Source organism: Chryseobacterium sp. VAUSW3 (assembly GCF_002205795.1).
Lineage (GTDB): Bacteria > Bacteroidota > Bacteroidia > Flavobacteriales > Weeksellaceae > Kaistella > Kaistella yananensis.
In genome coordinates, this window is record NZ_NIUY01000001.1 from 253,486 (window position 1) to 265,717 (window position 12,232).

Below are 12,232 nucleotides of genomic sequence, written 5' to 3' on the forward strand. Positions count from 1 at the left end.
TTAACAGAAACACCTACTCGACTTAACATTAAAAGAGATAATTTTGCAGTAATGAGTCGCAATTTACTTTTCACCTCCATATTATTAATTTTTTGCACTGTCTTTTTCTCGGCACAGAAGAGTTACAACACCCTTGTTTTTGAAGGCAATAAGGATTTCGATAAGAAGAACTACGAAGCTTCTTCATCAAAATATATGGAAGCCATTAAGATTAATGAAAAAGATTTCAGCGCACACTATAACCTCGGCAATTCACTTTATAAAAGAAAAATGTTTGCAGAAGCCACTGCGGAATACGAAAAAGCTGAAAAATTAGCTGCCACAATTCCGGATAAAGCTGCCGCACTTTATAATTTGGGTAATGCTTACATGCAGACAAATAATTCGAAAAAAGCAGCTGAATTTTACAAACAGGCTTTGAAACAGGATCCTTACAACGAAACCATCCGCAAGAATTACGAAATCGCGATGCTGAAGGAAAAAGAAAAGCAGGAAGAGAATAAGCAGAAAAATAATTCCGGCGGCGGTGGCGGAAACGATAAAAACCAAGACAAAAACCAGGGCGATGAAAAAGGCGACACGCCACAAAGCCAGTCAGGACAAGGGCAGCAAAACAAAGGCGAAGGCGAAGGCGACGATCCCAACAAAAATAAAAATGATAACTCCGGCAAATTGCCTAAAGACCTTGAAAATTCAATCCTTAACCGTGTAGAAAATAAAGAAAGAGAGACCGCAAAAAGGATTCTCAATAAGAACTCCTATTCGATGCCACAAAGCAACGAAAAGGATTGGTGATGAAAAACAGACTTCCATACATATTATTTCTTTTCTCGACGATATTAAGTTATGGTCAGGTAACTTTAGCTGTATCCGAAGTGAAGGACCAGAAAGTGAACCAGCCGTTTAACCTAACGGTTTTACTCGAAATTGCCGGCGAAAACATGCAGCAGGAAACCCCGCTCAGAATGCCCGACACTTCAAAATTCGATATCATCGGCACCGCATCTGAGCAAAACACAATTGTTCTTGATGCAAAAAAAGGTAATGTCTTGAACCAGATGGTTTACCAGATGGTTCTGAGTCCGAAGCGTGCGGGAAAAGTTACATTCGGATCGGTATTGGTCACCGTAAACGGTAAAATTTACAAGACCGAGCCTTTCGAAATTAATGTAAGGGAAAACGATAAAAAATCTTCAGTTGCTGCAACTTCTCATTCGGATGAAGTGTATCTCAACATGGAGGTAAAGGACAAAGAGGTTTATAAAAACGAACCTACCATCGCAGTTCTGCGCGCCTATAGCCGGGATTACAATAATTTCAGAAAAGTTGGTAACATCCATTATCCACGAGATAGAAATATCCGGATTAAACCAGTGAGTTTTGCGAAATCCGAAATCGAATCCCATTCAGATATTGCGTCGCAGGTTATTGCCGTGTTTATGATTTTTCCATCAGAGACCGGTTCAGTTGATGTACCTCCAGTTTCTGCATCAATTTCGGGTTCTTCAAAGGAAGAAAAAATAACCTCCAATAAAGTAAGGCTCAATGTAAAGAAACTTCCATCGGGAATGCCCATTCATTTTAAAAATGCCGTCGGAAATTTTGCGGTTTCTGTGGCAAACAACAGCACAGTTGAAGTTGCGGAAATCGACAAACCTGTAAATATCTCGATACAGATTTCAGGATCCGGTAATTTTGGTACGCTTCATTTACCAAAAATGGTAAATTCTGCAGATTATGTGTTTTTTGAACCTAAAGTTTCAGTAAAAACCAATGCAAAAGACAACAGACTAAATGGCATTTTGAAAGCAGATTATGTTGTAATCCCCAAGCGGCCGGGACCGATCAGCATCAGTTTTGAGAACTTTTCTTACTTCGATCCTGAGACTAAAAAATATGTTGATTTGGGATCTCAATCTATCGCCTTAAACGTAAAAACACCTCAACAGATTGCAGACTCTAAAACGACGCTTGAAAAAGTTAACGATTATACCAATAACGTTCTGGAAACCGTAAACACCCCGGTTCTGCAGACTCATAATTTAAAAATAAAAGATAAAAGCAGGATTAACTGGAAAATTGTTTTCGGAAACTTGGCTTTAATGGCTGGACTACTTTCTCTCTTCCTTGTGATAAAGAAGAAAATGACACACCGCAATTTAAAACCGGTGATCACCACAAAGCCAATCACTACTATCGCCGAAACAGAGGAACTGATTCGCAATAAATTGAGCGTTCAGTTTGATGACAATATTAAATATTTAAAAAAACTGGCTGAAAATAAAGATTTCTCGAAATTTATTTCGGTGTACGAAGAAATAAATGCCGACACCAAAGAAAACTTCGGCCTTCTTACCGAATCAGATTTTAAAAAATATCTGGAAACACATAAAGGTCAGAAGTTTGCGGATGAGTACAGAGCACTTTCAGAACAAATTTTGGTCGAAAAATACGCGCCATATCATTCCGATGAACATATCGATGAGCTTTTAAAATCTATCGTCAGAATATATTCTCAGATTAGACAATAATCAATTAATTTTTCTATTTTTGCGAAATTAATAATTTTAAGAAATGCTTGACTCTTTCTCTTTAAAAGAAACGCTTACCACTACTATGGTTCTTTTTGCTGTAATTGACATTGTAGGCTCAATTCCAATTATTGTCACTTTAAAGCAGAAATTTGGGCATATTGAATCAGAAAAAGCCGCGATTGTATCGGGTATCCTGATGATTTCTTTTCTTTTTATCGGAAATAAAATTCTTAAATTTATTGGCGTTGATGTGAATTCGTTTGCAATTGCCGGTGCTTTTGTAATCTTCATCATCGCAGTGGAAATGATTCTGGGCATCGAAATCCAAAAGCATCACGAAGCCAAATCTGCCTCCATCGTTCCCATTGCATTCCCGCTAATTGCAGGTGCCGGAACACTTACCACTACCCTTTCTTTACGTGCGGAATATCATGATATAAATATTATTTTGGGAATAATCCTCAATACAATTTTCGTATATTTGGTTCTGAAATCAGCGAACTGGATCGAGCGGAAACTGGGCGACGGAACCCTTCAGGTTTTGCAGAAAGTTTTCGGAATTATTCTTCTTGCGATTTCGATTAAGCTGTTTACAACCAACTTTGCACAGTTGATCACCACTTACGTTAAATTTTAAAGACTCATAAATGCATCTTTTTTATAAAATATTCTTAGTGTTATTCGTAATTTTCATTGGCTTCAACCTGTACGCAATGGAATGGCAACTTGGCTTCTGGCACGAAGAAAACGCTAAATTCATTTTATCAATTTCCGCAGCAATTGTGGGAATTCTGGTAGTTTTTGTAATGCACACCTTAAGCAGGTTTGCGGCGAAAAAGTAATTTTCCGGGATTTAAAACCTCATCACATCCTTCACGACACCGTTATTTTGAGTAAACTGTAAAAGCTCTTTTACAATAAATTCCTTGATTTGGTCTTCGTCCTTATCGGCCGGAAATAACAAATGAACGTTTGCACCCGCATCCAAGGTGAAAAACAGCGGCAATCCGGTGTCTTTACGGAAGTCCCAAATTTTATTGATAACTGCCAGCGTGCCCGTTTTCATAAGGATAAACGCAGGATCACTCATCATCATCATGGCGTGAAGCGTTAGTGCTTCGTGTTCTACCAGCTTAATGAAATTCGTCATATCACCGTTTTTCAAGATCATTTTTAAAGCCGCAAAATTTTCGTGCGCTTCCTGAAATCTTCTTTCAGCGTAGGGATTGGTGTTCATTAAACCGTGACCTACCGTGGAGCTTACGGATTTTTCGCCTTCATGAATCAACAGAACCCAATCATTGAAATGCCTGAAAACTTCGTGGATTTCATCATTCGGGTATTGTATGGCATAAAGATCAGAGCTGTCCTCAACTTCTTTTGTTCTTCCCCAAACCACCAAACCATCGTAGAGGCTTCTACATGCACTTCCGCTGCCCAACCGCGCAAGAAAACTTGCCTTCCGCTCTTTAAAATCACCGTCCTGAGCACCAGAGAACTGATGATCGAGTTCCATTAAGCACTTGGCAATCGCACCAAATCCCGACGCCGAACTTGCAATTCCGGAACTGTGGGGAAAAGTATTTTCAGTTTTTATGACGTATTTCCCTTTTAAAATCCAAGGAAGAAATTCCTCTATATTGCGGAAATACTTTTCGATTTTTTCGGCAAATTTCTTCTCCTCATTGCCGGAAAGAAAGGTTTGTACAGAAAATTTCTCATCTGCTACAAATTCCATAGAAGTATTTGTTTTGCAGTTATTTAAGGTATAACTGATGCTTGGGTTTGCGGGAATCTGGCGCTCATATTTTCCCCAATATTTGATAAGCGCAATATTCGACGGGCAGCTTGAAACCACTGTTTGGGTGGAGATGCTGTAGTTTTTATTTCCTGTAAATTTGTTCATTTTTCAATTAATTAAGTTGCATTACGCAGTATACAATTTTTCGATCAACGCTGCATATTTCTGCATTACTACATTTCTTTTCACCTTTAGCGTGGGTGTAATTTCTCCTGTATTGATTTCGAATTCTGCCGGCATCAATACAAATTTCTTCACCTTTTCGAAAGCGGACAGGCTTTTCTGTATTTCCTCGAGTTTTTCGCGGTAAAATTCTTTTACTTTTTCCGAATCCACGATTTCCTGCCAGGTGGTAAAGGGAATGTTCATTTTTGGAAGCTGCTCTTTCAGCGCTTCAAAATTCGGAATAATCAACGCAGTTACAAAAGGCTTATCCTCCGCCACGATCATCGCCTGAGTGATAAAATTATTGTTTGAAAGTAAATTTTCTATGGGTTGAGGCGTGATATATTTTCCGTTGGCCGTTTTCATTAAATCTTTGATTCTGTCGGTAATGTAGAGATTCCCATTTTCATCAAATTTACCTGCATCACCGGTTTTAAACCAGCCGTCTTCTGTGAAAACCTCGGCAGTTTCTTTTGGTAATTTATAGTATCCTTTCATCATACCGCTTCCTTTTGCAAGGATTTCGTCGTTTTCGCCAATTTTAATTTGGGTATCGCCAAGCGGAATCCCGGCGCTTCCGTGTTCATATTTAGTAAATGGAAAAGCAGTTAATGTAGCAGTAGTTTCCGTAAGTCCATAACCCACTGTCATATGAATACCCATCGCATCAAAGAACTTGGTTACTTCCCGAGACACTGAAGCTCCGCCGCAAGGCATAAACCAAAGTTTCCCGCCCATTTTTTTCTTTATTTTGTTAAAAACCAGCAGATCAGCGATATTATTTTTAAATCCAAGACTAAAAGGAACGGGTTTTTCCAGCCGCTTTAATTCTGAAACCTGAGTTCCTACATTTATTGCCCAGTTGAAGATTTTCTTTTTTGAATCTGAACCATTCTGAACCATTTCGTTGACGCCGGCATAAATTTTCTGATAAAATCTTGGCACCGCACACATCATGGTAGGTTTTACTTCGGTTAATGCGTGGGCAATGAGCTTGGTATTTTCCAGGAAGTATACTTTTGCACCGCCGTACAGTGCCAGCAGTGTCCAGCTTCGCTCAAAAACGTGGGTCAGTGGGAGAAATGCAAGTGAGGTCTCGTTCTCGAAGTTTTTAAATTTGAAAAAACCGAAGTGCGCCCTGATCGCATTGTGAAAATTCCCGTGCGTGAGCATTACCCCTTTCGGTACGCCGGTAGTTCCGGAAGTGTAAATAATGGTCGCCAGATCATCGTCTTCTTTTTTAACAATATCAAAATGTTCTTCCGCTTTCTTGATGAAATCTTCAAAATAAATGCTTCGGTCTTTTTTAATCCAGATGGCTTTTTTTGAAACAACAATCTGCTGCAGCGTGTTCTCTTTATTAAGAATTTCGAAAGCGGCATCATACTGTTCCTGGTTGCCGACCAATATAATTTTAACTTCAGAATCATTGATGATGTATTCTGCCTGCGAACCGTTGTTTGTAGAATAAATCGGCACGGTAACTGCGCCAAGAGAGAGAATCGCAAGATCGAAAGTAATCCATTCAGCAGAGTTATCGGAGTAAATTGCTACCCGGTCGTTTGCAGAAATTCCGGCTTCTTTTAATGCGTTTGCGGTTTTGAAAACCATCCTGCGGAAATCGAGCCAGTGTATTTCTTTCCATACGTCCTTCTTTTTAAAACCTATCGCAGGTTTTATGGAGAACTTCTCTGCATTTGTATTCAAAAATTCTGCGAAATTCATCTTACTCTTTTTTACTTTTTTTATCAGTTCTGTAATTTTCCAGGTGGAAATCGATGCTTTCATTCACCGGAATGAACTTAAATCCCAGCGTCTTTACAATTTTATCATTACTTACATTGCTCATACTGGTAACTGACTCTGTGTTAACTTTATCTACCATTCTTAAAGGCGAAAAAAGCCATCCAAAAACAAAGTTCAAAACTCTGCCGACCGTAAGCAACGCTGAAGGAATAATTTTCGGGGAAGAAAGTCCCATTTTTTGTCTTACATACGACGCTACCTCCGCGTACCGTTTATTTTCTGAAATCAGGATAAAGCGTTCGTTAAATACATTGTTATCCATGAGTTCGATGGATGCCTTTGCCACATCGCGCACATCTACATAAGAAGCTCCTCCGGAAAAAGTATAAGGTCTCGCTAAATTCTGAAAAAGCAGTCCGCTGCTTTGCGTCCAGTTTCCGCTGCCGATGATGATTCCCGGATTTACAATTACGGTGTTCAAACCTTCCGCGGCCGCGCGCCAAACTTCCATTTCAGAAAAATGTTTGGAAACGGCATAGGCAGAATGATCTAATTTCTGGTTGTAATCTGAATTTTCATCGGTTTCATCTTTTTCATTTACACCATCAAGCACCGCAATAGAACTTACAAAACAGAATTTCTTCACCTGACTTCCTTCGCACGCATAAAGTAAATTTCTGGTTCCTTCGATATTGGTATGATACATCCTGCGCTGATCGGCGGGATGAAAACTTACCGTCGCGGCGCAGTGATACACTTCATCAATCCCAATCATGGCAGTTTGCAGCGAATGAATGTCTTCAAAATCAACATTCATCCATTCAATTTTATTAAAGTAATTGTCAGGATTTTCGGTATAAAACTGAAAAGAATGGCGAACCTCCTCCAAATTACTGGATCTCCGCTTTGCCGCACGCACGATTTTCCCGCGTTTCAGCAGTTCTAAAACGATAACTCTTCCGAGAATTCCTGTTGCGCCGGTGACCAGAACCATAAATTTGGATATTTTACAAAAATACTCATAATAAATTCAAGCTCAAACTTAAAAATATAATAAAAAACCCCGCAAAAGTTTTTTTTGCAAGGTTTGTATTATTATTAAAAATTCAATCTTTTAATTACTTGGACTGCGACTGCTCATCAATAATTTTCTGAAATTCGCGCCAATCGTAGTAATGAAATACTTTTCCGTTGGTCATCGCTACAAAAACGCCGTTAGGAAATTTGGGTCCGAGATTGACATTAACCACTTCTGAACCATCACTTTCCTTTGTAGAAACTGGAATTTCTGCAATTCTGTAATGTTGGTTCGCATTGCCATTGTTGCCTTCGCGCCTGTAAACGTTGAAGGTATCGGCTTGCTGATTTGAAATCAAAATGTATCCTTTTCCGTTGCCGGTATCATAAATCGAAATTCCCTCCACATCTTCTTTGAAATCTTTCTGCCCAAAAAGTGCGAGTTCCTGATTGCCTTTTGCCGGATCTGCATAATATTTGCGGACACCAAATCCTTCATCAGAATAATAAATAAAGCCCAGTTCATCATCTACGGCAATGCTTTCAATTTCTTTTTTACCGCTGAAATTTCCGAACTTCCTTACCACTTCGCCGGCAACTTTCCCGTTGTTTTCTGAAAGTTTGTACTGCCAAAGGTAAGTTCCGCTCGGGCCGAATTTTCTGCCTACAATTGCAAAAATTTCTTCAGTATGCGGATTTTTATAGATTGAAATTCCCATCGGGTCGCGATCAGTTTCGCCTTCAAAAACACTGATTGCCCCAATTTCTTCCATCGAGGGAACTTCGTAAATCCTGATCTTGTTCTGCTGTCTTTCCGTGGTAACTGCTATATCAATTTTTTTACCCTGAAAATTAAATCCGTATTCGACATCTACGTTGTTAGGACGCTTTAAACCCGGCACTTTGTTCACGATTTTTCCATTTAAATCAAATACAAAAAGGCCGCCTTCCGTTTCTTTGTCGGTTCCGATGATTAAAGATTGGGAAGCATCCTGTGGATTGATCCAGATCGCGGGATCATCGGTATCAAAATTTACCTGTTCCGTGATTACTGCTGGTTGAACCTTTTTATCCAAATTTAAAGATGTACACTGTACCAATGCAGTGCAAAATGCGATATAAAAAATTGTTTTTTTCATTTTACGAAATATTAAAAAAAGCGGATTGCTACGCTCTCCTGTTGAAATATAGAAAATAGTAATTAAAAGTCAAACTTGAAACCGAAAGTATATCTCGGCATATAGTATTCCATCTGTGCCGTTCTGTTCTTCACACCCTGATAGTATCTCAAAGGCTGGTTGGTAAGGTTGTTAGCCTCCACGAAGAACCTCATCCATTCCTTGATTGCGTAAGATGCGTTGAAATCCACAAAAGTCTGCTTATCATAGTAGCGGTCCTCGAAAGCATCTGCACCAAGTTCATCAAGATAAGCTGCAGCATGGTTCAATGAAATCCTTGCGGAGAATTTCTTGTTTTCCCAAGCCAACGAAGCATTGAACATATGTGGTGCCGTACCAGGCAACATAAGGCCTTCTCTTAAAGTTCCGTCCGCAGCGTAAATTCCTTTTGCTTCAGATTTGGTATAGGTATAGTTAGCGTAAAGATTAAAGAATTTCGCAAATCCAGGAAGGAAATCGAGCTGCTTTTGTAAAGCCACCTCGAAACCGTAAACGTTTACACTTTCTCCATTTTTCGACTGAAGAAATGTATAATCCTCTCCCTGCACCAAAACATTGGCAACATCCGGAAATTCTGCAGAGAATTTATCGTAACTGAATTTATTGTCCCTGTAATCGTAGATGAAATCATTGATCTTTTTGTAGAAACCACCCAATGAAATCAAACCTACAGACTTGAAATATTTTTCAGCCATCACATCAAAATTGTGTGCATAAGATGCTTTCAGGTTCGGGTTACCTGCAGAAATATCGTTGTCTCCCGGAATAATGCTTACGAAAGGCGAAAGTTTGTAATAGCTCGGCCTCGCCAAAGCGGTGGAATACGCTGCACGAAGAACCAGATTTTCAACTGGCGTATATTTGAACGCTAAGCTTGGTAAATAGTTGGTATAATCGTTTTCGATCTGGCGCGTTCCTGTGAGATCTTCTTCATCCTGAATTACGTTACCCGTATAATCGATCTGAGTATTTTCAAGCCTTAAACCGGCAATCATCGAGAATACATCGCTAAAATTCTGATCCCAACGCAGATATCCGGCGTAAATATTTTCTTTTGCTTTGTAATTAACACCTAGATATTCTGCGGGTTCGTCACTCTCCGTGAACATGGCTGAGTTTTTCAGATTTAAACCGCCCAAGTGCTCTTTGCTTGCAAACCATCCCGGAACGTATTTTTCGCTTGGATTATAATTTTTCCCGTTCCAAAAAACGCTGTTCACCTTATCCAAAGTAGAATATAAAGTATTGGAAGCTACAGGTTTGTAATCGAAGAAATTATTATCTCTTTCTTTAGTTTTGATTCTCGCTTTACCACCGATTCTCAAACGGCCTTTCTGCTCGCTGATGATGGAGAAAGGGAATCTGAAATTCAGTTTACCCGTAATTTCGTCTTCAAACGTCATCCCATTTTGCTCTGTAAGTGTTCTGAATTTATAATCTTTTAAAACGGGCTGAGTCAGCGGTTTAAGTAAAGGCTGCTCCTCGCTGTCGAAATTTTTATCAAGCGCAACGCCTTTCACCTGATAATCTGTATATCTTTCGTTTGGCCTTTGTTCTTCGGCTCTGGAGTAGGATGCACCCCAATCCATATCGATTTTTGAGCCGATGATGTGATCACCTGTAATGAAATAATTCTGCATGATCTGGCGCTCAAGCCTTGAACCTTTGTTCAGATCATTCCCGATTCCGCCTTTGGTTTGCGCTCTTAAATCCGCTGTATAACCCAGGAATTCACCGGTATTTTTGTCGAAATTTTCTTTTACGCTGTTAAAACGCAGCCTGTAACGGTTTTCCAGATCGTCTCTCCAGTTGTAAAGTGCGCCTAAAGTAAGGGCATTCTTACTGTTGATCTTGAAATCAAGGTTTGCACCTACAGATTTCCTTTCACGTTTTACATCGTATTTTCTGATGTCCATTTCAGCGATATAAGCTTCTGAAGCTTTACCTTCTTTCCAAACGGCTTCTACATTATCAGAACCGTAATCCTGTAGGTTATATGAACCGTTCAACGCAAGCCCTACAGCACCGCCAAAGAATCTGTTTCCGTAGAAAAACCCGTTGTTGAAGGCAAATTTGTTACGGATTGGGTTGAAGCCTGAAGCAGTCGTTAATGAAAGTCTTTCCTTATTGGTCGGTGTTTTGGTATTCAAGTTCACCGAACCACCGATGGCATCAGCATCCATATCTGACGTCAGAGTTTTGTTCACCTCTATCAATTGGATCATATCTGAAGGGATAAGGTCCATCTGAACTTTTCGGTTATCGCCTTCCGCCGAAGGAATTCTGTTTCCGTTCAGTGTTACAGAGTTCAGCTCCGGTGCAAGACCGCGGATGATGATGTCGCGCGCTTCGCCCTGGTCGTTCTGCATCGTGATTCCAGGTACACGCTTTAAGGCATCACCGATATTGGAATCCGGGAACTTACCGATTTGCTCCGTAGAAATAACGTTGGTGATATTAGGATTGTTTTTCTGGGTATTTAACGCTCTTGCCTGGCTCTGACGACCGAAACCCACGACATTTACAGCTTCTATGGTTGTCGCTTTCGGATCCAGAACGATGTTCTGCACGATACCCGATTCATTTACCGTTACTGGATAACTCGCTGTACCGTAACCCAAATAATCCACCGTCATGGTATAGTTTCCTTCAGGAACACTCAGAAAAACGAAGTTACCGTTTGCGTCTGAAGTGGTGAAGATGTTTCCGGGAGTTAATTTTATTTTTGCTCCGGGTAAAGCAATTTTGTTTTCATCATTAATCTTTCCCGATACGGTTCCTGTCTGCGCAAAAATATAAGCTGAAGCACAAAACAGCACCGAACATAAAACTCTTTTCATTACTTAAAATTTAGTTTGGCAAAAATAGCCAAGGACTTGTTGAAAGGAGTTTTCGGGTAATTTAACAGTTTATTAACAAATTGTTACCGAAATTTTTAATTTTTGCACTAGACCAGTGGTGTTTCGAAAATAAAATCTTTTACTGCCTCGTTGAAATCTTTAGGATTTTCTGCCTGAACCCAATGCCCCGCATTTTCCACTGTTACCACCGAAGAATTAGGAAATTGTTGCTTGATTAGAAACTCATCTTGAGGCAAAATATATTGAGATTTAGCACCAGAAATAAATAAGGTTTTGCCGGTGAAAACCCCAAATTTAATTGCATTAGAAACAAATTGAGAATATTTCTCGGATAAAGTTTTCAAATTAAAACGCCAACCGAGTTTTTTATCATCTTTCCAATAAAGGTTTTTCGCAAGAAACTGAATGACGGATTTTTCCGGAATATACTGCTGCAGGATTTCTTCCGCTTCCTGCCTTGTGGTTATTTTTTCAAAATCTACACTTTCCAGCGCTTTCAGAATCCCCTGGTGGTGCGGTGGGTACGCTTTTGGAGCAATATCAACAACAATCAGTTTTTCCACTTTTGGAGGATATTTAACAGCGAATTGCATTACCGCTTTTCCACCCAAAGAATGTCCGAGAAGATTGGCTTTTTCGATGCCGTGATGTTCCATATAATGTGAAATATCGTGCGCCAAATCGTCGTGCGTCATTTCCTCGGAATGAAAACTTTTGCCGTGATTTCTCAAATCGATAAGGTGCGTCGGAAAATATTCGCCGAATTCTTTCCCAAAACTCGCCCAGTTATCGAGCATTCCGAAGAGGCCATGAAACACCAAAAGCGGCGTTCCGGATTTCTCTTCTCCGTAAATTTTTGAATGTAAAATCTGCATCTAAAAATTAATTTCTCAAAAATATTAAATTTTGGCTAAAGCCACCTATAAATCC

Annotated in this window: 10 protein-coding genes; 4 read left to right on the forward strand and 6 right to left on the reverse strand. The window is 39.7% G+C overall.

Annotated features, from left to right (window positions below):
* Positions 1-51: 51 nt before the first annotated feature.
* From CDW55_RS01215 to CDW55_RS01230, 4 genes are read left to right on the forward strand one after another with little or no spacing between them, the layout of a single operon-like run.
* Positions 52-795, forward strand: a complete 744-nt coding sequence (locus CDW55_RS01215; protein WP_088467916.1) for a tetratricopeptide repeat protein — start codon at positions 52-54, stop codon at positions 793-795.
* Positions 795-2,531: a BatD family protein gene (locus tag CDW55_RS01220; protein ID WP_088467917.1), complete on the forward strand. Its 1,737-nt coding sequence runs from the start codon at positions 795-797 to the stop codon at positions 2,529-2,531. The genes CDW55_RS01215 and CDW55_RS01220 overlap by 1 nt, the downstream gene beginning before the upstream one ends.
* A 43-nt stretch (positions 2,532-2,574) precedes the next feature.
* Entirely contained in the window at positions 2,575-3,171 is a 597-nt protein-coding gene (locus CDW55_RS01225) for a MarC family protein (protein ID WP_088467918.1), read from the forward strand.
* A 10-nt stretch (positions 3,172-3,181) separates the two neighbouring features.
* A complete protein-coding gene (locus CDW55_RS01230; RefSeq protein WP_088467919.1) occupies positions 3,182-3,376 on the forward strand; it encodes a hypothetical protein in 195 nt (64 codons plus the stop codon).
* A gap of 11 nt (positions 3,377-3,387) precedes the next feature.
* On the opposite strand, the gene mvaD is transcribed toward CDW55_RS01230, so the two are convergent.
* From mvaD to CDW55_RS01260, 6 genes are all read right to left on the reverse strand, one after another.
* Positions 3,388-4,440: a diphosphomevalonate decarboxylase gene (gene mvaD / locus CDW55_RS01235; RefSeq protein WP_088467920.1), complete on the reverse strand. Its 1,053-nt coding sequence runs from the start codon at positions 4,438-4,440 to the stop codon at positions 3,388-3,390.
* 21 nt (positions 4,441-4,461) lie between these two features.
* Positions 4,462-6,225: an AMP-dependent synthetase/ligase gene (locus CDW55_RS01240; RefSeq protein ID WP_088468661.1), complete on the reverse strand. Its 1,764-nt coding sequence runs from the start codon at positions 6,223-6,225 to the stop codon at positions 4,462-4,464.
* Position 6,226: 1 nt separating this feature from the next.
* Complete coding sequence (locus CDW55_RS01245) at positions 6,227-7,240, reverse strand: NAD-dependent epimerase/dehydratase family protein (RefSeq protein WP_088467921.1); 1,014 nt, start codon at positions 7,238-7,240, stop codon at positions 6,227-6,229.
* Positions 7,241-7,364: 124 nt separating this feature from the next.
* A complete protein-coding gene (locus tag CDW55_RS01250; RefSeq protein WP_088467922.1) occupies positions 7,365-8,402 on the reverse strand; it encodes a phytase in 1,038 nt (345 codons plus the stop codon).
* 62 nt (positions 8,403-8,464) lie between these two features.
* Positions 8,465-11,281 (reverse strand): TonB-dependent receptor, encoded by a 2,817-nt coding sequence (locus CDW55_RS01255; RefSeq protein WP_088467923.1) that lies wholly within the window; start codon positions 11,279-11,281, stop codon positions 8,465-8,467.
* Between the two features lie 107 nt (positions 11,282-11,388).
* On the reverse strand, positions 11,389-12,177 hold the full coding sequence (locus tag CDW55_RS01260) for an alpha/beta fold hydrolase (RefSeq protein WP_088467924.1): 789 nt from the start codon (positions 12,175-12,177) through the stop codon (positions 11,389-11,391).
* Positions 12,178-12,232 lie beyond the last annotated feature (55 nt).